The sequence below is a fragment of the Allorhizobium borbori genome, from assembly GCF_014196535.1.
Taxonomy (GTDB): domain Bacteria; phylum Pseudomonadota; class Alphaproteobacteria; order Rhizobiales; family Rhizobiaceae; genus Ectorhizobium; species Ectorhizobium borbori.
The window spans coordinates 44,965-64,420 of sequence record NZ_JACIDU010000005.1; the positions used below are offsets into that span (position 1 = coordinate 44,965).

The 19,456-nt window shown below is 61.0% G+C and carries 21 protein-coding genes and 2 pseudogenes; 13 read left to right on the forward strand and 10 right to left on the reverse strand.

The window, feature by feature from the left end; all coding sequences use genetic code 11:
* Nucleotides 1-34: 34 nt before the first annotated feature.
* Nucleotides 35-193, forward strand: a complete 159-nt coding sequence (locus GGQ66_RS07510; RefSeq protein ID WP_183791061.1) for a hypothetical protein — start codon at nucleotides 35-37, stop codon at nucleotides 191-193.
* Here the strand turns inward: GGQ66_RS07510 and GGQ66_RS07515 are convergent.
* The 6 genes and pseudogenes from GGQ66_RS07515 to GGQ66_RS07540 all read right to left on the reverse strand — a co-directional run.
* Nucleotides 154-315, reverse strand: a pseudogene (locus tag GGQ66_RS07515) (ATP-binding protein); the annotation flags it as partial. The gene GGQ66_RS07510 and the pseudogene GGQ66_RS07515 overlap by 40 nt on opposite strands.
* A gap of 34 nt (nucleotides 316-349) precedes the next feature.
* A complete protein-coding gene (locus GGQ66_RS07520; protein ID WP_183791063.1) occupies nucleotides 350-1,189 on the reverse strand; it encodes a sugar phosphate isomerase/epimerase family protein in 840 nt (279 codons plus the stop codon).
* Between the two features lie 55 nt (nucleotides 1,190-1,244).
* A complete protein-coding gene (locus GGQ66_RS07525; protein ID WP_237358836.1) occupies nucleotides 1,245-2,756 on the reverse strand; it encodes an FAD-dependent oxidoreductase in 1,512 nt (503 codons plus the stop codon).
* 84 nt (nucleotides 2,757-2,840) lie between these two features.
* Nucleotides 2,841-3,629, reverse strand: coding sequence for an amino acid ABC transporter ATP-binding protein (locus tag GGQ66_RS07530; RefSeq protein ID WP_272872524.1), 789 nt, complete (start codon nucleotides 3,627-3,629; stop codon nucleotides 2,841-2,843).
* A complete protein-coding gene (locus GGQ66_RS07535; RefSeq protein WP_183791065.1) occupies nucleotides 3,629-4,552 on the reverse strand; it encodes an amino acid ABC transporter permease in 924 nt (307 codons plus the stop codon). The genes GGQ66_RS07530 and GGQ66_RS07535 overlap by 1 nt, the downstream gene beginning before the upstream one ends.
* A 90-nt stretch (nucleotides 4,553-4,642) precedes the next feature.
* Entirely contained in the window at nucleotides 4,643-5,488 is an 846-nt protein-coding gene (locus tag GGQ66_RS07540; protein WP_183791067.1) for a transporter substrate-binding domain-containing protein, read from the reverse strand.
* A gap of 260 nt (nucleotides 5,489-5,748) precedes the next feature.
* On the opposite strand from GGQ66_RS07540, the gene GGQ66_RS07545 reads away from it, so the two are divergent.
* Nucleotides 5,749-6,837 carry a LacI family DNA-binding transcriptional regulator gene (locus GGQ66_RS07545; protein WP_183791069.1) on the forward strand — a complete coding sequence of 363 codons (1,089 nt, stop codon included), beginning with the start codon at nucleotides 5,749-5,751 and terminating at the stop codon, nucleotides 6,835-6,837.
* A 45-nt stretch (nucleotides 6,838-6,882) separates the two neighbouring features.
* On the opposite strand, the gene GGQ66_RS07550 is transcribed toward GGQ66_RS07545, so the two are convergent.
* The 3 genes from GGQ66_RS07550 to GGQ66_RS07560 are packed head-to-tail and all read right to left on the reverse strand — an operon-like array spanning nucleotide 6,883 to nucleotide 9,568.
* The gene (locus GGQ66_RS07550) at nucleotides 6,883-7,833 is read right to left on the reverse strand and encodes an ornithine cyclodeaminase (protein ID WP_183791070.1); all 951 of its coding nucleotides are present in this window, start codon (nucleotides 7,831-7,833) and stop codon (nucleotides 6,883-6,885) included.
* Nucleotides 7,834-7,843: 10 nt separating this feature from the next.
* The gene (locus GGQ66_RS07555; RefSeq protein WP_183791072.1) at nucleotides 7,844-8,554 is read right to left on the reverse strand and encodes a UTRA domain-containing protein; all 711 of its coding nucleotides are present in this window, start codon (nucleotides 8,552-8,554) and stop codon (nucleotides 7,844-7,846) included.
* A 12-nt stretch (nucleotides 8,555-8,566) separates the two neighbouring features.
* A complete protein-coding gene (locus tag GGQ66_RS07560) occupies nucleotides 8,567-9,568 on the reverse strand; it encodes an SIS domain-containing protein (RefSeq protein WP_183791075.1) in 1,002 nt (333 codons plus the stop codon).
* A 131-nt stretch (nucleotides 9,569-9,699) separates the two neighbouring features.
* On the opposite strand from GGQ66_RS07560, the gene GGQ66_RS07565 reads away from it, so the two are divergent.
* From GGQ66_RS07565 to GGQ66_RS07615, 11 genes are all read left to right on the forward strand, one after another.
* Nucleotides 9,700-10,587: a PfkB family carbohydrate kinase gene (locus tag GGQ66_RS07565; RefSeq protein WP_072492828.1), complete on the forward strand. Its 888-nt coding sequence runs from the start codon at nucleotides 9,700-9,702 to the stop codon at nucleotides 10,585-10,587.
* A 117-nt stretch (nucleotides 10,588-10,704) separates the two neighbouring features.
* The gene (gene dctP, locus GGQ66_RS07570; RefSeq protein WP_052821137.1) at nucleotides 10,705-11,709 is read left to right on the forward strand and encodes a TRAP transporter substrate-binding protein DctP; all 1,005 of its coding nucleotides are present in this window, start codon (nucleotides 10,705-10,707) and stop codon (nucleotides 11,707-11,709) included.
* 79 nt (nucleotides 11,710-11,788) lie between these two features.
* Nucleotides 11,789-12,256 (forward strand): TRAP transporter small permease, encoded by a 468-nt coding sequence (locus tag GGQ66_RS07575; protein WP_183791077.1) that lies wholly within the window; start codon nucleotides 11,789-11,791, stop codon nucleotides 12,254-12,256.
* The gene (locus GGQ66_RS07580) at nucleotides 12,253-13,527 is read left to right on the forward strand and encodes a TRAP transporter large permease (RefSeq protein WP_183791079.1); all 1,275 of its coding nucleotides are present in this window, start codon (nucleotides 12,253-12,255) and stop codon (nucleotides 13,525-13,527) included. The genes GGQ66_RS07575 and GGQ66_RS07580 overlap by 4 nt, the downstream gene beginning before the upstream one ends.
* Nucleotides 13,528-13,655: 128 nt before the next feature.
* Complete coding sequence (locus tag GGQ66_RS07585) at nucleotides 13,656-14,297, forward strand: FTR1 family iron permease (RefSeq protein ID WP_183791081.1); 642 nt, start codon at nucleotides 13,656-13,658, stop codon at nucleotides 14,295-14,297.
* Nucleotides 14,298-14,371: 74 nt separating this feature from the next.
* Entirely contained in the window at nucleotides 14,372-14,572 is a 201-nt protein-coding gene (locus GGQ66_RS07590) for a hypothetical protein (RefSeq protein ID WP_147181449.1), read from the forward strand.
* Between the two features lie 285 nt (nucleotides 14,573-14,857).
* On the forward strand, nucleotides 14,858-15,469 hold the full coding sequence (locus GGQ66_RS07595) for a TetR/AcrR family transcriptional regulator (RefSeq protein WP_183791083.1): 612 nt from the start codon (nucleotides 14,858-14,860) through the stop codon (nucleotides 15,467-15,469).
* Nucleotides 15,466-16,629: an efflux RND transporter periplasmic adaptor subunit gene (locus GGQ66_RS07600; RefSeq protein ID WP_237358816.1), complete on the forward strand. Its 1,164-nt coding sequence runs from the start codon at nucleotides 15,466-15,468 to the stop codon at nucleotides 16,627-16,629. Before GGQ66_RS07595 ends, GGQ66_RS07600 begins: the two co-directional genes overlap by 4 nt.
* Nucleotides 16,626-17,759, forward strand: a complete 1,134-nt coding sequence (locus GGQ66_RS07605) for an ABC transporter permease (RefSeq protein ID WP_183791086.1) — start codon at nucleotides 16,626-16,628, stop codon at nucleotides 17,757-17,759. Before GGQ66_RS07600 ends, GGQ66_RS07605 begins: the two co-directional genes overlap by 4 nt.
* Before the next feature lie 4 nt (nucleotides 17,760-17,763).
* Nucleotides 17,764-18,477, forward strand: coding sequence for an ABC transporter ATP-binding protein (locus GGQ66_RS07610; protein ID WP_183791088.1), 714 nt, complete (start codon nucleotides 17,764-17,766; stop codon nucleotides 18,475-18,477).
* Nucleotides 18,474-18,869: a hypothetical protein gene (locus tag GGQ66_RS07615; protein WP_183791090.1), complete on the forward strand. Its 396-nt coding sequence runs from the start codon at nucleotides 18,474-18,476 to the stop codon at nucleotides 18,867-18,869. The genes GGQ66_RS07610 and GGQ66_RS07615 overlap by 4 nt, the downstream gene beginning before the upstream one ends.
* A gap of 21 nt (nucleotides 18,870-18,890) precedes the next feature.
* On the opposite strand, the pseudogene GGQ66_RS07620 reads toward GGQ66_RS07615, so the two are convergent.
* Nucleotides 18,891-19,424: pseudogene (locus GGQ66_RS07620) on the reverse strand (helix-turn-helix domain-containing protein); the annotation flags it as partial.
* Nucleotides 19,425-19,456 lie beyond the last annotated feature (32 nt).

Here is a 19,456-nt window from a genome sequence, read left to right on the forward strand (position 1 = left end):
GAAATTTGCTGCTCCGAAAATTGCGGAGTGAGCCATGATTATGAATACCATTGCCATTGCCATTGCCATTGCCATTGCCGAGAAGCTGAAGCGCCAGTCGAAGGACGATTTTGTGTGGGTCTCAACCGTGCGCGGCGGTTTTCTGAAAGGGCTTCAGCCGGCCTTTCGGGCGCGGCTTTGGGCGAGACGGTAGCTGTCGCCGTTCATTTCAAGGATGTTGGCGTGGTGGGTGATGCGATCAAGCAAGGCGCCGTTCAGACGCTCCGATCCTAAGGTCTCCGTCCATTCGTCGAAAGTCAGATTGCTGGTGAGTGATGAGTTTCTTGTTTGTCTACCGCCGAATAGCCGCCTATGCAGACCTGAGCGCCTTGCGCATGGCTTCGACGCATTGGTTTAGCGGCGGGGTGGGGTCGATGTTATATTTCGAGTTGGTCAGTTCCACCGTCAGAGACCCGTCATAGTTCTCTTTCCGCAGAAAGGTGACCAGCTTGTCGAGGTCGATAACGCCATCACCCCAGGCAAGGTGGCTACCACCAGCGTCGGAATCGGTAAAGTGCACATGCGCAACGCGACCGGCGAGATGGGTGAAGTAATCTTCGGGCGTCTCATGCGTCATTATCGCGCCGGCAACGTCGTATACCGCGTGAAGCGCGCGGCTGCCTAGTTTGTCCATCAGCTCCCGGATTTCCCCCGCCGAGCGAATGATATTTGCGAATGGATCCGGCAGCGCCTCCATCCAGAGATCGATGCCGAGTTTCTGCGCGCGACCGCAAAGAATCCCCATGGAATCGATGCAGCGTTCCAGTGCCTGCTCCACGGGTTCGTCGCGATAGCCACCACCTGCCGTTACCAGAAGGGCTGGTGCCCCGCATTCGATGGCAAATTCCATCGACTCCAGAAAATAGCGCACGGAGCGGTCGCGCAACTCCGGTTCTTTCGCAGAGATGTTGATCGGGTAGATGCATTGCTCCGGTGTGAAAGCGACGATGTCGAGACCCATTCCACGGACTTTCTGCCCCAGCGTCCGCGCATCGGCCAGCGTTTTATCGCCGATATAGAAATGCGGCGCGGCGGCCCAAAGTTCGATGCGCGAGACCCCGGTATCACACACATCGGCTAGAAACCTGTCCAGCGTGTGCCGCACGTAGTGGAAATTCATTACGCTTATGCTGCGCTCATCAATTGCCATTATCTAATCTCCATATACCAATGCGACGGATCGTCGTTCACAAGAATGTCGCTATTCACTTTGCGCTTCGGTGTGCCGCGTCGTTGCGGATTGAGATGTCCGAAATCTGAATTCGGTTATCGTTTTTTCGTTGAAACCGGCAATTTGCGTCGCCACTTCTTCTGGGCCCGATCCAAGATGGGGCTGCAAGCCCTGCGGCCGTTTCCAGATGACAACGGCCGAGATCCGGTTCCCAGCCGACGGAAAGGCGGCTTCGGAGGATGTCTGCGGGTGTACTGGCGTGTTCGTTCATGACGGCGTGAGCCACCGACGCTTCGGTGACCTGATCCATATCCGGCAGTGGCGGCGATGGGGCGTCGCGCGGACGCGGCGAGCCGGAAGGCTTCAGCCGGCGCGCAACGGCGCGTGTGACCCGTCGCCCAGCGTCCCGATGGCTCATCAGCAGGCCATCGGTAAAGGTGAAGACATTCGGCAGGCCTTCATCGATGAGGTCGTGCTCGCGAACGGCAGGCACAGAACTCTTGCTGTCCGGAGCAAGGCTGCGCCGCCTGACACCCGCCCAGGCATAGAGGACATCCTTCCGTTTCAATCCGAAACCTGGAAACAGGCGGCCGAACTGATCGAGTATGGTGGCGATTTTCGCCTCGCTGGCGCGAAACCCTTCGAGACCGCCATCCGATTGCGAATCCCACGGGCCGATATAATGAAGCTGGCCCCAGGGGATCAGATAGAACGGCGCTCCCGTTGCGGTTACGGTCTTGAAAGCTATGCCGCGCAGCCTTTCCGGCAGGCGCACGACAATATTCGTACCTTTTTCGCCGGTGTTTTTGCGGATATGCGGTGCACCGGCCAGAGCCGTGATCTCATCGATCCAGACACCGGCACAATTGACAACCGCGCGAGCCAGAACGTCGCGCGACCGGCCAGTGGCCTTCAGCGTCATCCGCCAGAGTTCGCCCTCGCGTGCGAGACCGGTTACGGCGATATGGTTCAACGCCTCGATGCCGATCGCACGAGCCTTCATGACCGTCTTGACCACTATGCGCTCCGGCCAGTGATACTGGTATTCAGTGAAATTCATTGTACCGCGAATGTCTTCGAGCCCGGCCATGCCCTGAAGAGCCGGATGAGTCCGTGCCTCTTTGGCCGAAAGGGTGTTAAGATTGAGCGGCACCGCGCCTCCGTCACTCGCTGCCATCAAAAGGAAAGCAAGCTTTGCCTTCCATCGCGGAATCGCGTTTCCTGGCATCAGCGGAATGATGAAGGTTACGGGCCTTACCCGTTCCGGCGCCACACGCACGAACTCTGCCCGTCCCCGCATCGAGCGGCGCATGAGGCTGAGGCACTCGATCTCGTCAAACGGTCGTGCCAGAAAGGCTGCGATTGATCCGCTGGCGGCGGAAAGATAACCGAGCCCGCAATGCTGCACCCGCGACGTCCTGCTGGAAGTGCCCGCACCATAATGGTCGCGTTCGACCAGAAGTGTGCGATAGCCTGCCGCAACCAGATGCTGGCCGGCCGCGGCGGCAATGATGCCTCCGCCCACAACCACGGTGTCGTAAATCATCTGGGTCACGCTTAATTCCCACAGGTGAATTCCAACGAGGTCTTCCAAAGCGCATCCACATCGTCGTGGATGCGCTTTGGCGCTTTACGCAGCAGCCAGAACCCGCGCCAGAAACGCCTGGGTGCGCTCGTGCTGCGGGCGCGTCAGGACGTCTGCCGGCCGGCCTTGCTCCACGATCACTCCCCCATCCATGAAGATCAGGTGGTCAGCAACGTCTCGCGCAAAACCCATTTCATGGGTGACGACGACCATGGTCATGCCATCGTCTGCAAGCTGGCGCATGACAGCGAGAACCTCGCCTACAAGCTCCGGATCGAGTGCCGAGGTCGGCTCATCGAACAGCATGACGTCCGGCTTCATTGCCAGAGAGCGGGCAATGGCGGCGCGCTGCTGCTGCCCGCCGGAGAGTTGGGCGGGATAGTAAGTCGCCCGCTCCTTCATGCCGACGCGATCCAGAAGCACCATAGCCTCCCCCACCGCCGCACCACGGGACATACGCTTGACCAGAACCGGAGCCTCAATCACATTTTCAAGAACGGTCCTGTGCGGGAAGAGGTGAAAGCCCTGAAACACCATGCCCATACGTTGTCGTTGACGGGCAAGCTCGTTGAAACTCATCTCATAGAGCTTGTCGCCTTTCCAGCGCACACCGACAGGTTCCCCGTTCAGGAAGATCGCGCCGCCCGTAGGCCTCTCGAGATAGTTCAGGCAGCGCAGCAGCGTGCTCTTGCCGGAGCCGGACGGGCCGACGATGCAGGTTACGTCGCCACGCATGACCGCGACATCAATCCCGCTCAACACCTCATGTGTGCCGAAACTCTTGCGCAGCTTCTCGACCTTCAGCAGAGGCTCGACGGTTGTCTGGTCCTTCATCACAAAGCCTCCTGCTGACGTTTGAACAGGCGAGCGGGCAAAAGCCCGCCTGCTTTCTTTGCACCCGTACGGTGTTCGGACTTCAAGCGGTGCTCGACGGCATGCTCGATAACCGTCAGCACTGTCGTCAGGACGAGATACCAGATGGTCGCGACCAACAGTAGCGGCACAGTCTGATAGGTGCGTGCATAGACCATCTGGGCGGAATAAAGCAGGTCGGGCAATGCCAGCACGGAGACGAGCGACGTGAATTTCAGCATCGAGATTGTATCGTTGCCGATGGGCGGAATAACGATGCGCAGCGCTTGCGGTAGCACGATGCGGTGAAGCGTCTGACCACGCGTCATGCCGAGCGTTGCGGCGGCTTCCGTCTGGCCCGCGTTCACGGCCTGTATGCCGGCACGTATCATTTCGGCGGCATAGGCGCTTTCGGTAAAGGCGAGGCCCATGATGGCAGCACTGAACGGCGTGATGAGCTGGTTGGTGTTCCAGGAGACAAGCTTCGGCCCGTCGAAAGGAATGCCGATCGAAATCTCCGGCAAAAGCAGCGCCAGATTGTACCAGAAGATCATCTGAACCAACGGCGGCACACCGCGGAAGAACCAGATCCAGCCCCAGCTCACGGCTTGAAACACGCGGCTGGTCGACAGGCGCATGATGGCAAGAACGATACCGATCCCAAGACCGAGCACCATGGCAAGGACCGTCAGCAGCAGCGTCATGCCGAGGCCGGAAAGGATAGCAGAGTTGAACATGTATTTGGCGACCACGCCCCACTGCATGTTCTTGTTGGTAACGAGCACCTGCAGGAACACTATGGCAAGGATGGTCAGAGCCACGCCGCCGATCCAGTGGCCTATTTTAGGCACCGCGATGGGCTTCAAGTCGTGGATCGAGGGACGCTCCGGCGATTTTTCAGACATCTTTATTCCTTGCTGCCGATCCTGAGCTGTCTGCTTCGGCCCGGATGACATTCCGGGCCGGGATACGCTTTTGCAGCCGGCGAAACTGCATCAGAGATCAACTGGGTTTTCTTCCGTGATCAGCAGTGCCTTGCTCAGCATGCCACTGTCGTTCAGGCCCCACTTGGCCATGATCTTCTCGTAGGTGCCGTCGTCGATCATCGATTGAATAGCGTCCGTCAGGACCTGGCCGAGCGGATCGCCCTTGCGCACGCCGATGCAGCTGTTGACAGGCGATAGAACAAGTTCCGAAACCTTTAGATCGCCAGTCTGCGTCGCCATGTAGCTGAGCTTGACCGAGCCGCCGACGGTGGCTTCGGCGCGATTGGAACGAACGGCGAGTTCAGCCTGCGCCTGCGTGGCGTGCATCTGCATGACGACCGGCTTGTCCTTGCATTCATTGGCGTTGAGCTTTTCAAGGAGACCGATATCCCAGGAACCATTCATAACCGCTATCGTCAGGCCGCAGGCATCGGAGGCGGACTTGACGGCGAGCTTGCTGTTTGCCGGGTAAGCGAACGAGGTGCCGATCCGCCGCTGGGAAACGAAATCAAGCGTCTTCAGCCGCTCGGCGGTCGTGCCGAAGGAGGAGAAGCCGGCGTCGAAACGCTTGGACTGAATCCCCGGAATGGTCGCATCGAAGCTCGTACCCTCGAAAGTGAAGGGAACGCCGAGACGTACTTCCATCTCCTTGGCGAGGTCCACGCTCCAGCCCTTGAGCTGGCCATCGGCATCAAGATACTCATCGGGCGCCCAGTCGTTGAAGACCGCAGCCTTGATGCCATTATCCTTGTATTCCTGCGGCAGTGCTTCGCGCAGAGCGGGAATGACGTCCGCGAATGCGCTCACCGCCGCCAATGCGCTCAGGACACACCCGGCCAGAATGGATTTGAACATGACAGCCTCCTTGTTATGCGAAACCCGGCGGGTCCGCGATTGCGTTCTCCGGTTCCCCTTGCAATCAATTAGAGAACGTTCTCACATATGAGGCACGGCGAACATCCATACGTCAAGCGTCATCTTTCAGATGATCGGCTTTACGGAGCGTTGAAAACCACTGTCGATCTGCTAAAGCCAAAAAACAGCTACCGTTTTCTTCCGACCAAACATGATAAAATTCTCATTCCGGCAGAACAAAAGATGAGAGGAATTGCCAGTTGGCTCCTAAAAGCAAGGCGACGATCACCGATGTCGCGCGTGCAGCAGGCGTTTCCACGGCGACCGCGGGGCGCGTGCTGGGCGGTTACGGCTATACCAGTGACGACAAGAAAGAACAGGTGCTAAAGGCCGCCCAGAAGCTGGGCTATCGGCCCAATGCGCTGGCGCGCAGCCTCATTACCGGCAAGACCCGAACAATCGGCGTCGTGGCCGGCGATATTCAGAATCCGTTCTACGCTTCGGTTCTGCGCGGTATTTCCAACGTCGCGGAAGCCAATGGTTTCGGGCTGCTGATCACCAATAGCGACGAGTCGCAGTCCAAGGAGGTTCACTCGGTGGAGCTTCTGGCACAGAAGCAGGTGGACGGGTTGATCGTCACCCCCAGCGACACGCGCAAGGCGCGGCACCTGCACAATCTGCGAGGCATGGGCGTGCCGCTCGTTCTGATCGACCGTGCTGTCGCCGGTCTGATGGTGGATCGCGTGGCGACCGACAATATCGCCGCTGCCGAACAGGCCGTGCGCTATCTGATTGCCGCCGGTCACCGGCGGATCGGCATTGTTGCGGAACTCGTCGATCAGGAGAACGACGGACTGGACGGATTCCTGGCGCGTGCTGTCGCGGGAGATCCGATCGAAAGCGAAACGCTTTATCCAAGTTGGCAGCGCCTTCTTGGTTATGTCCGTGCGCACCGGATTGAAGGCTTGCCAGTGGACCCACGCCTGACGATACGGGCGGGAGGCTATTCTGCCAGCGCCGCTCAGGCTGCGCTCCCCCGACTGATGAAAGTACCCGGCCCGCCGACGGCTCTGTTCACGACGGACGGCACCATGTCCGAAGGCGCCATGCGAGGGCTCTCCGAGTTGAAGCTTTCAATTCCACAGGACCTCTCGATCATCTGCTTCGACGATCTTGACTGGATGAGCTTTCATCGCCCCGGCATCACCACCATTGCACAGCCGCGCCTCGCCATGGGCGAGGCCGCTGCGCGGATGCTACTGGAGCGCATTCACGGCGAGGATTATCCACCACGCACGGTGCTTATGCCCGCCGAGTTGATTGAACGCGGCTCTGTCGCACCATTGTGATCGCCGCCACCATGGCAACGACCTTCCGGTGAGGTCGCACCCACATCATGGAGCAGTTGCGTCGTGCGTCGCCATAAGTGCCGCGACGGTGAATAGATCGAGATGGGCGCCGCCGACGTTTTTGTAGATGGTGATCTCGTCTTCGGAAATCCGGCCCGGATGCCTTGCCTGCGCCAGATCGAACATATCGGCCGTGACAGCATCCCAGCCGAGGATGCCGGATGCGACCGGTTGCGCCAGATCGCCGGCACCTTCCATGCCGCGCCGGGTGTCGACGAAAATCGTTCCACGCTGCATGGCTTCGTCGTCGGCTTCCCGAAGCGTCGTCATGTATGCCCCGATCAGGTCGAGATGCGCGCCGGGCCGCAACAAGGCGCCTTTGACCAGCGGGGTATCCGACATCGTGACGCACGAAATGATATCGGCCTCGCTGACCGCCTGATCGAGATCAGTTGCAACCGCGGCATTCAGTCCATCGGCCTTCAGCCCCGCCACCACCGCCTCGGCGCGTGCCCGAGTGCGGTTCCACACCAGAACACGATCGACCGACGGACGCGCCGCCGTATGGGCGTGGGCGACGTGAGGGGCAAGGGCACCTGCTCCGACCACGAGCAATGTCCGGGCGTCATGGCGGGCCAGGAGGCTAGACCCGAGTGCGGAATCTCCAGCCGTCTTGCGGGCTGTCATGGCCGCCCCGTCGGCCACCATACGCGGTGCGCCTGTCGCACCGTCAAATGCGGCGACGAGGCCCTGCACGGAAGGCTGCGGCGGCTGAAGATCGGCATTGCCGGGAAAGACACCGACCATTTTCACGCCGATCAGACCTCCGGGAATCCAGCCCGGCAATGTTACGAACTGGTTGCCGCTGCCACGCGGGTCGGATTGCAGCACGACATCGGAGGCAGGCATTTCGCCCAGGTGAGCGATGCGAAGTGCTTCGATCAGCAGGGGCCAGGCAAGGGTGGCGTGAACGGCATCGGCATCGAAAACAAGCATTAGGAAACTTTCAGCTTCTCATCGTGAATGTCACGAGGTGGCAAGGTGTCACAAGTCTCGAGAAGGAAATCGGCCGGTCACCGGCCTCGAAAACGGTCTTCTCGATCCGGTAGACGGGTTGCGAGGATGGAATGGCAAGGATCTGTGCTTCCTCGCGGGTGGCGAAACCGACATCGAACTGTCGCTCGGCGCCGGCTGGCTGGATGTGCATGCGCTCGCGCAGCGTAGTGAAGAAGGAACCTCCGTCGCGAACCGGCTGGATAACGCCTTCCAGTCGTTCGGCATCGAACCACAGCGTCTCCAGCGTCATGGGGCGGCCATCCACTTCGAGCACGCGCTCGAAGCGGGCAAGCCGCGCCGCCGCAAGGCGTCCGCCAGCGGCGGCGGCATTGTCGTCTATCCCGAAGGACAGAATGCGATGGCTACTCCTGCGGCCAAGACCACTCATCGTTTCCGTGAAGCCGGAAAGGGTCACCAGTGTCTGGCGAACCTTGCGCGGTGCGACGAGCGTGCCTCTGCCTTGTTGCCGAACGAGGTGTCCTTCGGCACAAAGCTCCGAGATCGCGCGGCGGAGCGTGATACGGCTGACACCATGCGCCGCGCAAAGTTCAGGCTCGGCGGGCAGGAACCCGCCTTCGCCAAGAACACCGGATTCGATATCCGCCAGAACTGCACGTCGCACCCGCTCATAGAGCGGTATCAGCTGTTCATGCTCGTCCATCAGCCATCCGTGTCAGTAGGAGATCTTCTTCATGTAGCGTCGTGCTTCCAGCATTTCGTGCTTGCGCAGTTCGGCGATCTTGTAAGCGAAACGCCAGAGAGTGTCGAAGAAAATGAGCGGGACGACATTGCCACGGAATTGCGGATAGATACCGTCGAGATCGAGCTTTTCAGCATCGAGAACAAGAATCTTCTGCGCCGAGCCGAAGCGGTGGAGGAAGGTATCCGCCCGGTCTTCAAGCGCACGGGTGCTGTCGCAGCCCTTCATGAGAATAAAGGCGCGGTCCTTGTCGAGTACTTCGAACGGGCCATGGAAGAACTCGTTCGCATGGATCGCCTGGCTGTTGATCCACTGCATTTCCATCAGCACGCAGATGGAGAAGGAATAGGCCGCGCCGTAGCTGGCGCCGCTGGCGACGGTGTAGACGACGTTCTCTTTGGCAAAACGCGGGGCGTAATCGTCGAAAAGCGGCGCGAAGACAAGCTGTGCCTTGTCGATTGCGGCCTGAAGCGCGGCAAGGCTTTCGATCAGTGGCTCGGTCAGGTTTTCGCCGCCGGTGAGCGCAACGACGCCCATGACAAGCTGGTAGATGCGGGAATAGTTGCTGTTGACGGCATCGATCGGAACGCCGGTCGTGTAGGGGGCCTCGAAGCCGACGACATGATCGCAGGCATTTGCGAGCGGCGAACCCGGCTCGACCGTCAGGCCGATCGTGGTCGCACCCTTTGAACGCGCAAATTCGGCGGCGGCCGTCGTTTCCTTCGTCGTGCCGGTCATCGAGCACAGGATAACCAGCGAGCCGGGACCGAGCAGTTTTGGTGCGCGGGCAACGAATTCGGCGGCGTTATAGACATCCGAAGCAATCGCCGCATGCTGATCCAGCAGGAATTTTGCGGGATGCATGATGGAAAGCGAACCGCCGCAGGCAACGAAGAAGACGTGGTGGATTGCGCTCGCGTCAAGGGCACCAAGGGCTGCAAGCACCCCTTTGTCGAAAGTGGATGGCAAGGTCATTTTGAAGCCTTTCTCGATATGACGTTATAATACGTATTATTTTTTTTGCCGGGACGTGTCAAGCGCAATTGACAGGCTTGAAAAAATTGTGCGAACGTTCTCTTAAATGAGCAAGAGGGATGGGAACGAGCATGACAAACGAACCATTCGTTCTGGCGTTCGGCGACAACGTCGTCGATTGCTACAGTGACGAAAAGGTCATGTATCCGGGTGGAAACTGCGTCAATCTCGCAGCGTTTGCCCGTCGTGCCGGTGCACGCTCCGCCTATGCCGGAGCCGTTGCCGACGACGCAGCCGGACGTGCGATCCGCGATGCGCTGGCCAGAGAAGGGGTTGACGTTTCACGCCTCCGCTTTCTGCCGGGCGCGACCGCCTATTGCGTGATTGAGCTTCAGGATGGCGACCGTGTGTTCGCAGGGGCCAATCTCGGTGTTTCGATTATCGCGCCCGAGACGGCCGATCTTGAGTTCGCCCGCCAGGTCGACGCGCTGCATACCGGCCGTTCGAGCCATATCGATGCGTGGATACCGTTGATCGCCGGGCTGACGCGCGTTTCCTACGATTTTGCGACGATCCGCGACAGGGCTCACATCGCACCGCTGGCGAAGCATTGCTTTCTTGCCGCCTTTTCCGGTGGTGATCTCGGGCGCGACGATGCCCTCGCGCTTGCTGAATTCACCCGTGATGCTGGCGCGCAATGGGTTCTAGTGACGCTCGGCGACCGTGGTGCGTTACTGCTCGGTGCCTGCGGGCTGAGCGTTGTACCCGCTGCCATTGTCGCGCCGGTCGATACGCTCGGAGCAGGCGATAGCTTCATTGCGCGCACGCTGGTCGGACTTCTGCGCGCGGAAGCGCCGGAGGAAGCCCTCGCCGCTGCCGCGCAGACGGCTGCCCTCACCTGCCTCGCCAAGGGCGGCTTCGGCCATGAAAGTCCCATGGACGTCGATATTTCGACCGCCATGACAATTGATGAAATCTATCGCACGACGAAACCGGCCCCCAGTCCGGTGGATGCCTGAAACGTGCGCTGGAACGCCATGCCCAGGGAAGGGCCTGGCGTCATGCCTGCCAGCGCAAGACCTGCACTGGTTCGAGATACAATGACAACAACAAACCCTGATCAGAGGAGGGGCAACATGACCACTTTGAAGACGACGCGCCGCGGTGCAATCGCTGGCGGACTGTTCCTTGCATCGGCTCTCCTGTCGGCCCCGGCCGTCGCCGAGAACGTGACGATACGCATCGCGACCGTCAACGCGCCGACCAGCGAATCCTACAAGGGTGCGATGGCCGCTGCCGAACGCGTCAAGACGCGGACCGAAGGCCGTGTCTCGTTCCAGGGCTTCCCCTCGGGCCAGCTTGGCAGCACGACCGACTCCATCGAGCAGGCGAGCCAGGGTCAACCCGTCATGACCTTCACCTCCGCCTCGTTCCTGTCGACGTTCGGCGTGCCGGAGCTTTCCGTCGTTGAAGGCCCCTTCATGGTTTCCAGCACGGATGAAGCCGAAAACATTGCGTTTTCCCCGCTAATGCAGGGCTTCTACGACCGTCTTGCGAAGGACGCAGGCATTCGCCCTGTGGCGCTGAACTGGTTTGACGGTCCGCGCCATATGATCGGCGACAAGGGCTATCCGGCGCCGACGGACCTCAAGGGCGTCAAGATGCGTGTTCCCCCCGTCGAAAGCTGGCTGAAGACCTTCCAGCCTCTCGGCGTCGTCGCCACCACTGTCGAAGCGGGCGAAGTCTATTCGGCGCTTTCCCAGGGTGTTGTCACGGCTGCAGAAAGCCCGCTGACCGGCCTTCGTGCCTCGGGCTGGCAGGAAGTCGTCAAGCACATCACGCTGACCGGTCACTTCAATCTCTTCACCGGATGGGTGATGAGCGAGGCGGTTTACGCGAAGCTGAGCGACGGCGACCGCGCCATTCTGATGGAAGAGTTCAAAACCGGCGGTCAGGACCTGACGAAGCTGTCGGCCAAGCTCGAAGGCGAAATCCGCACGGCGTTCGAAGCACAGGGCGTGACCTTCCACACCGCCGACATCGAGGCCTATCGCAAGGCCACGGCCGGATACTATACGAGCTTCCCGAAGTGGCCTGCGGGTCTCTTCGAACAGGTTCGCGCGGCGGCGGTGGCCAAGTAAAGGGCCGGTTGGTAATCTGAAGGAAGGGCGGAGGCGCTTGCACGCCTTCGCCGCCACCCACGGATTTTGGGAGCGTTCAATGCGTAGTCTGATCCGCCTTTTCGGCGTCGCGCTTCCGGCGGTGACGACCGGAGCGATCGTCCTCGTGGTTTTCGCGGATGTCATCGCCCGCAATTTCTTTCAAGCTCCCATTCCCTGGGCACATGATCTCGCAGTCGTGATGATGGCGGTCACGGTCTGGTTCGGTCTTGCGGGCGCCTGCATGTCCGACCAGATGTTCGGCATCGCCACCGTCGTGGAGCGGTCGCCGCCGCGCTTGCAGATGGCCGCGATGGTTGCCGCCGATCTGTTGACGATCCTGATCGCCGCCGCCGTTGTGCGGGCCGCCTATGCACAGATCTCCACCGCCCGCTTCACGACGTTTCTGGCGCTCGGTTGGCCGAAATGGATCATCGCGGCCTTCATTGCCGCCGGCATGATCATGATCATCATCGTGCGCCTTCTTGATATCGTTGCCCGCCTGCGTGGGGAGAAGAATTTCCAATGACCCTGACCGCTATCGCCTTCGTCGTTCTACTGCTGCTCGGGCTGCCGATCGGTTTCGTCATGCTCGGCGCCTCGATGATCTACTTTGTCCAGAACCCGATGATGGCGAGCATCGTCGCGCAGCGGATGGGTTCGGCGCTTGAATCTTTCCCGCTGTTGGCCGTGCCGTTGTTCGTGGTCGCGGGCTGCGCCATGGCGCGCGGCGGCATTGCCGACCGGCTTTACGGCTTTGCCGAAACGCTCGTCGGTCACTGGAAGGGCGGGCTGGCACAGATCGCAGTGGTGAACTCGTTGTTCATGGGTGCCATGTCCGGTTCCGCCAATGCGGATGCCGCCATCGACGCGCGGACCATTGTGCCGGTAATGCGTCAGCACGGCTATACCAACGCCTATGGTTCGGTGGTCAGTGCCGCATCGGCCCTGATCGCGCCGATCATGCCGCCATCCATCGCGCTGATCGTTTACGGTCTTCTGACCGACACCTCCATTGGACGCCTGTTCATGGGTGGCGTCATCCCGGCCTTCTTCATTGCCGCCGCGCTGATGCTGACCGTGCGCTGGTGCGCGCGCCGCCATGGGCATACGCAGGCCCGTACGGAAAGTGCAAAACCGCGTGAAATCTGGACCAAGGGTCATGCCGCGCTCTGGGCGCTGGCCATGCCGGTCCTTTTGCTGTTCGGCTTGAGAACCGGCTTTTTCACGCCGACGGAACTCGGTGCATTCGCCGCGCTTTACGCATTTTTCGTCGGCGCCGTCATCTACAAGGGCCTGTCCTTTTCCGACAGCTACGACCTGCTTCGTGAATCGGCGCTAACGACGGCGGGCGTCATGTTCATCGTCGCTTCCGCCTCGGTCTTCTCGCTGATCCTCAGCCTGGAACAACTGCCGCAGATGCTGGTGTCGCAACTGCTCGGCATTTCGGAAAACAAATATGTCGTTCTGATCGTCATCAACATCGCGCTGCTTGTTCTCGGTACGATTTTCGAGGGATTGGCGATCATCATCATCCTGGGCCCGTTTCTGCTCGATGTGGCGACCAGTCTCGGCATCGACCCCGTTCATCTCGGCGTCGTGCTGGTCTTCAACACGGCCATCGGCTCGGTCACGCCGCCCATCGGCACGGTGATGTTCACGGTCTGCTCAATCACCAAATGCTCCATCGAGGATTTCTCAAAGGAATTCCTGCCGTTTCTCGCAGTCCTTGTCGGTCTTCTGCTGCTCTTCACGCTGGTGCCGCCAATCATCACATTCCTGCCAAACGTGCTGATGTAAGGTGGTGTGCGGCCAGCTACATGTCGGACGTGCTCAAGGGGCGCGCAAGTTGATGTAATGAGCTGGTCAAGTGAAAAATTCCAGTTCCAAATGGTCCAATTTGGCTAGCGGTTGGCCAACTGTTCGCCATGAGCACGCTTCAACGTGAATTTCTGGAGGGCGCGACGGCCCTGATCGCGGCAGGCGTGCTGGTCTATGTGACCCACTGGATGTTCCGCAAGGCCCATGTGGGGGACTGGGTTGCCGAAATCGGTCGGAGGACTAGCGCCGTCACAAGATCAGGCCAAATCACAAATATGTTTGGTGGTTTGACGGTCTTCGGACTAGCTTTCCTCGTGGTCTTCCGTGAGGGGTTCGAGACAGTTCTTTTTTATGAAGCTCTCTTGGCGGATGCCCCGGCAATGCCGGTGCTTGGGGGACTTGTGCTCGGTGCCGTTCTGGCCATGACGTCCGCCTACCTCATACTTGGTCTGGAGAAGAGGTTGCCGGTGACGGCATTTTTCAGAGTTACCGGCGGATTGTTGGCGCTGATGAGTATCACGCTGGTTGGCAGTGGTATCCGTGGATTGCAGACGGCTGCCTTGATGCCGGCGACCCCTGTTCCGTGGTTTCCCGACCACGCCTGGCTTCAACTCTATCTGGGCATCTATCCAGTCTCGGAGGCATTGTTGTCGCAGGCAATAGTGGCGGGGGGGCTACTACTATCAGCCGGATGGCTCTTGCGACGTCGTGCAAAGCCAGTGTCTCAGCCGGAGTTACCTTTGGGTTAGGCGGCTCTCATGCGGCGTGTGAGAACGATGATCCTGTAACGCATATATTGACGCGCTTGCTCAAAATGCCTCCGATGGCGTTGCTTGCCTATAATCGCATTGCCGAGGACATCAATTGCTCCGCAACACGTCGGATGCTAACCGGCGCAGTGATCCTGGAGGTCAGCGATCCAGTAAATGCCGTGCAAAAGGAGTGTCACGAAATCGCAGGCTGGCAGGTGGACCGCCTGGTTGACGGTCAGGATTGTCTGACGATGTTGATCGTCACGAGTTGATAGTTGAGCATTCGGACAGGAAACAGCATCGCCCAGACGAGCCGAAAGCATATTGTATGGTCGCTCAAACAGCGGCAACTGGCTCTCAGCCCCCGGCTCAACGGCTTAGAGATGCCTACCTGAAGCTCATTTCAGACAGGTTGCCTATCCCAAGCTTTGGCCACCTTAGCGCATACGATCGATCGAAAAACAAAGAAGATTTAAATGTCCGGGTAACCGCAGGCTTGACATTAGCGCCTGCGCCTCTTAGTTAGTTATTAATCACTAACTAAGAGGCGCATTCTGATGCGAAAGTCAGCGCAAGAGCGCAAGGCAGAGATACTGGCGACTGCGCTGCGGCTGGCGGACGAACTGGGCCCCGACCGGCTGACGACTGCCGCTATTGCTGAGGCAGTCGGCCTGACTCAACCTGGGATCTTTCGCCATTTCCCGACGAAGCAGGCGCTGTGGCAGGCGGTGGCGGCGGACATCAGCGGTAGGCTGAAGGTGGCGTGGGACGAGGCGCTTGCCTCCTGCGCCACGCCGGAAGGCAGGATCGCGGCGCTTGTTCAGGCGCAACTGAATCTCATCGAAGCCAATCCCGCCATTCCGGCCATCCTGTTCTCCCGCGAGCTGCGAGTCGAGAACGATGCCCTTCGCCAGGTTTTCGTCGGCTTGATGACGGCGTTCCACGGCATCCTTGCTGGCGAGCTGGCGCGTGCGCGCGAAGCGGGCACTATCCGCCCGGATCTCGATCCGGCGGATGGTGCAGTGCTGTTGATTTCGCTCATCCAGGGGCTGGCGATGCGCTGGTCGCTGGGCGCGCGCGGCTTTGCCCTGCGACCGGAGGGCGCGCGGCTGCTGGCCGTGCAGATGGCTTTGTTTGTGAATTCAGCGACAGAAGGGAAGCAGTCATGATGGGCGGAAAGATCCGGGCCCTTTTGGTGGCCATGGCGGTCATCGCGGTGATTGGCATCGCCTATGTTTTTCTGACCAAGCGGCCGCTCGCCGTTCCAGTCGCCGCAGTCGAGCCGAACGTTCCGGTGCGGGTATACGGGCTCGGTACGGTTGAGGCGCGGATTGTGTCGAAGATCGGGTTCGAGGTCGGCGGGGCGCTGGCCGACCTGTCGGTCGACAGCGGCGACGTCGTGGTGCGCGGCCAGGTTCTGGCGCGCCTGCATCGGGATGCGCAACAGGCGCGGGTGGCCCGGGCGCAGGCGGGGATTGCCGCGGCGGCGGCGAACACCCGCAAGGCCGAGGCCAATGTCGAGAAGGCTCGGGCGGTGCTTGCGCAACGCCAGGCGGACGACACGCGCCAGCAGGAATTGGCCGGTAGAAATGCAATTTCTCGCCAGACTGCGGAGGAAGCGAAACGCGATGTCGAGGTTGCGGCTGCCGAACTCACCGTCGCGCAGACGGAGGTGGATGTGTTCAGATCGCAGGAGGTCGACGCCGGCGCGGCGCTGGATTACGAAACCGCCGTGCTGAAGCAGCATGTTCTGCAAGCGCCGTTCGATGCGGTGGTCGTCGCACGTCACGCGGAAGCAGGCGCCGTGGTGCGGGCCGGCGACGCGATCTACACCCTGATGGATCCGAAGACCGTGTGGACGCTGGCCTATATCGATGAGGAGCGCGCAGGCGCGCTGGCCGTCGGGCAGGTCGCCGAGGTTCAGCTGCGGTCCATGCCGCATGAGGTCTACACCGGCACGGTGGCGCGGATCGGCATCGAGAGCGACCGTGCCAACGAGGAGCGCCGCGTCTGGATCACCTGCGGCAAATGTCCGCCGCAGGCCTTTCTCGGGGAACAGGCCGAGGTACGGATCACGGTCGACCAACTGCCGGAGGCGCTGCTGGTGCCGGAGGCGGCGATCAGCGGCTTCGACGGCCATCAGGGACGCGTGTTCGTCGTCGTCGACGGCAAGCTCGCGCAGGTGCCGGTGACGTTCGGTCATCGCACGGAAGACGCCCGGGTCGAGATCGTGGCGGGCTTGCCGGAGGGCGCCCGCGTCGTCACGACCGCCGCCAAGGGCCTTGTCGAGGGACGCGCGGCACGCATCCTTGAGGAGGCGAGGCCATGAACCTTGCCTATCGCGATGTCCGTCACAACCTGTTTCGCTTCGTGCTGACCTGTCTTGGCCTCAGCCTGCTGATGGCGGTGGTTCTGGCGATGATGGGGATCTACAACGGCCTTGTGGCCGATGCGCTGAACATCGTCAGGGCGCCGCAGGCCGATCTCTGGGTGGTGGAAGCGGGCCGCCAGGGACCCTTCGCCGAGTCCTCCAAGATACCCGGCGAGACGCGCGATGCCGTGGCCCGCCTGCACGGGGTGAGCGATGCCGGCAGTATCACCTACCAGACCGTCGAAGCCGCCTTTGCCGGCAAGACGCTTCGGCTCTACATCATCGGCTACGAGCGCGGCCACCCCGGCGGCCCGGATGCCATGGTGGAGGGGCGCGGCATCGGGCGGAGCCACTTCGAGGCGGTCGCGGATCGCAAGTCCGGCCTCCAGGTCGGCGACCGGATCGCGCTTGGCCGCAACCGGTTCGAAGTCGTCGGGCTTGTCGAGGATGCGATGAACTCCGGCGGCGATCCCGTCCTCTACGTCACGCTTTCCGATGCGCAGACGCTGCAATCGCAGCTCGCACCGCCTGCCGCCCGCGTGCAGTCGGTGCGAGGCGCAACGGGGGAGAGCGGGGATACGGTGGCCGCCGTCATCGCCCGCGTCGACGCCAATGCCGATGTCGATTCCGTGGCGCGCACCGTGCGCCAGTGGAAACACCTCTCGGCCATGACGCAGGCCGAACAGGAGGACCTGCTGGTCCGCTCCGTCGTCGACCGGGCGCGCAGGCAGATCGGCCTGTTTCTCGGCATCCTGCTGACGGTCTCCGCCGTCGTCATCGCGCTCATCATCTACACCATGACCATGGAGAAGCTGAAACAGATCGCGACGTTGAAGCTGATCGGCGCGCCCGACCGCACCATTATCGGGCTGATCGTCCAGCAATCGATCGCGCTCGGCGCCGTCGGCTGGAGCTTCGGCCTGATGCTGATCCTGCTGATCAAGGACTATTTCCCCCGCCGCGTCCTGCTGGAGCCGATCAATGCGGCTGCTCTTGCCGGCATCATCCTGGTTGTCTGCATTTTGGCCAGCGGTCTTGGCATTCGCGCCGCGCTCAGGGTCGATCCCGCGACCGCGATCGGAGGCTGACGCCATGGCTGATCCGCAAGGCCGCCTCATCATCGACCTCAAGGCCATCTCCAAACACTACGGCGCGGGGGAGACGCGTGTCGATGCCCTGCGCGGCGTCGACCTCGAGGTTCGCTCCGGCGAGGTCGTGGCGCTGCTCGGGCCGTCCGGATCGGGCAAGACCACGCTGCTCAACATCATCGGCTGCATCATCGACCCGACCGAGGGGCGGGTATGGCTGGACGGGGAGCCGGTCTACGAAAACCGCTGGCTGAGGGACGACCTCAGGCGCCTGCGGCTCGACAAGATCGGGTTCATCTTCCAGTTCCACAACCTCTTGCCCTTCCTCGACGCCAAGGACAATGTTGCCCTCGTGCTGCAACTGGCGGGCAAGTCGGCCGGGGAGGCAAGGCGCCGGGCGATCGAACTCTTGGACTATCTGGAAGTCGGAAACCGCAGGGACGCCATGCCGGCGCTGCTGTCGGGCGGCGAGGCGCAGCGCGTGGCGATTGCCCGGGCGCTCGCCAACAGCCCGCGCATCATTCTTGCCGACGAACCGACCGCGGCGCTCGATTCCAAGCGGGCCGGGATCGTCATGGACCTGCTGCGCAAGCTCGCCGCCGAGCAGGACGCCTGCATCGTGGCGGTGACCCATGACGAAAAGATCTACGACCGTTTCGATCGGCTTTTCCATCTGCGCGATGGTCGGCTGGAAGACCAGGAAGGGAGCAAGGCATGAACACGATTTTGCGAGGCGGCTGGGGGCTGAAGGCGGCAGGCGCTATCGGTCTGGCCTTTGGTCTGTTGACGATCTTCTCGGGAGGTACGGCGCTGTTCGGCGGCGAGGCCGCACGGGCGGCCGTCGGCAATGCCGTGCCTTTCGTATTGTGGTTTAATTTCATCGCCGGCTTTTTCTACGTTCTGGCCGGCATGGGGCTCCTGCTGAAACGGCGCTCGGCGGTCTGGCTGTCCGTGGCGATTGCTGTGGCGACGGCTCTGGTGCTTGCAGCCTTCGGTCTGCATGTCGCAGGCGGGGGCCTTTACGAGATGCGCACCGTCGGGGCGATGCTGTTGCGCTTGGCGGTATGGACGACCATCGCCACTGTGTCGTGGCGATCGATGCGTCCGTAGCCAAACTCGAGCAGCCGTCACTTAAGTTTGGGGCAATTGCGGTTCGCCGTCGTCGATCAGCGGCGAGGGCCGGGCATAGTCGGTTAGCTTGCCGATATCGACGATGTCGATCTGCAGTCCCTTGATGTTCACGCCATGGGCCGCCAAGGCCGAAAATCCGCGCGACAGGTTTTCCGCCGTCATGCCGAGATAGGCGGCCAGGATGCGCTTTTCGTACGGGATGGTCAGACGCCCTTCGCCACCCTGGCTGCGCTCCTCCCGGAGCAGCCAGTTGGCCAGCCGTTCCGTGCCGCTGCGCAGCTTCTGGTTCTTAAGTTCCTTGACCGTGCGCCGGTAGGCGCTGGCCAGTTCGAACACCACCGCCTTCATGAAATCGTGATCCTCTACCAGCAGTTCGCGAATGAGGTTGGCGGGGATCATCAGGATACGGGCAAGCGTCAGCGTTCTGGCGGACTGCAGACAGATGTCGTTGTTGAGTACGGCTGCAAGGATGAACAGATTTACAGGTCCGAGAATTTCAATTACCGTTTCGTCACCAGTTGCAGACGACGACATTTCAGCTTTTCGATATCTTCGGCGCGCATTGC

Bases quoted from the DNA above. Each gene is read 5' to 3' on its own strand.
- GGQ66_RS07510 (WP_183791061.1), top strand. From the start codon at position 35: ATGATTATGAATACCATTGCCATTGCCATTGCCATTGCCATTGCCGAG.
- GGQ66_RS07520 (WP_183791063.1), bottom strand. From the start codon at position 1,189: ATGGCAATTGATGAGCGCAGCATAAGCGTAATGAATTTCCACTACGTG.
- GGQ66_RS07525 (WP_237358836.1), bottom strand. From the start codon at position 2,756: ATGATTTACGACACCGTGGTTGTGGGCGGAGGCATCATTGCCGCCGCG.
- GGQ66_RS07530 (WP_272872524.1), bottom strand. From the start codon at position 3,629: ATGAAGGACCAGACAACCGTCGAGCCTCTGCTGAAGGTCGAGAAGCTG.
- GGQ66_RS07535 (WP_183791065.1), bottom strand. From the start codon at position 4,552: ATGTCTGAAAAATCGCCGGAGCGTCCCTCGATCCACGACTTGAAGCCC.
- GGQ66_RS07540 (WP_183791067.1), bottom strand. From the start codon at position 5,488: ATGTTCAAATCCATTCTGGCCGGGTGTGTCCTGAGCGCATTGGCGGCG.
- GGQ66_RS07550 (WP_183791070.1), bottom strand. From the start codon at position 7,833: ATGCTTGTTTTCGATGCCGATGCCGTTCACGCCACCCTTGCCTGGCCC.
- GGQ66_RS07555 (WP_183791072.1), bottom strand. From the start codon at position 8,554: ATGGACGAGCATGAACAGCTGATACCGCTCTATGAGCGGGTGCGACGT.
- GGQ66_RS07560 (WP_183791075.1), bottom strand. From the start codon at position 9,568: ATGACCTTGCCATCCACTTTCGACAAAGGGGTGCTTGCAGCCCTTGGT.
- GGQ66_RS07565 (WP_072492828.1), top strand. From the start codon at position 9,700: ATGACAAACGAACCATTCGTTCTGGCGTTCGGCGACAACGTCGTCGAT.
- dctP (WP_052821137.1), top strand. From the start codon at position 10,705: ATGACCACTTTGAAGACGACGCGCCGCGGTGCAATCGCTGGCGGACTG.
- GGQ66_RS07575 (WP_183791077.1), top strand. From the start codon at position 11,789: ATGCGTAGTCTGATCCGCCTTTTCGGCGTCGCGCTTCCGGCGGTGACG.
- GGQ66_RS07580 (WP_183791079.1), top strand. From the start codon at position 12,253: ATGACCCTGACCGCTATCGCCTTCGTCGTTCTACTGCTGCTCGGGCTG.
- GGQ66_RS07585 (WP_183791081.1), top strand. From the start codon at position 13,656: ATGAGCACGCTTCAACGTGAATTTCTGGAGGGCGCGACGGCCCTGATC.
- GGQ66_RS07590 (WP_147181449.1), top strand. From the start codon at position 14,372: ATGGCGTTGCTTGCCTATAATCGCATTGCCGAGGACATCAATTGCTCC.
- GGQ66_RS07595 (WP_183791083.1), top strand. From the start codon at position 14,858: ATGCGAAAGTCAGCGCAAGAGCGCAAGGCAGAGATACTGGCGACTGCG.
- GGQ66_RS07600 (WP_237358816.1), top strand. From the start codon at position 15,466: ATGATGGGCGGAAAGATCCGGGCCCTTTTGGTGGCCATGGCGGTCATC.
- GGQ66_RS07605 (WP_183791086.1), top strand. From the start codon at position 16,626: ATGAACCTTGCCTATCGCGATGTCCGTCACAACCTGTTTCGCTTCGTG.
- GGQ66_RS07610 (WP_183791088.1), top strand. From the start codon at position 17,764: ATGGCTGATCCGCAAGGCCGCCTCATCATCGACCTCAAGGCCATCTCC.
- GGQ66_RS07615 (WP_183791090.1), top strand. From the start codon at position 18,474: ATGAACACGATTTTGCGAGGCGGCTGGGGGCTGAAGGCGGCAGGCGCT.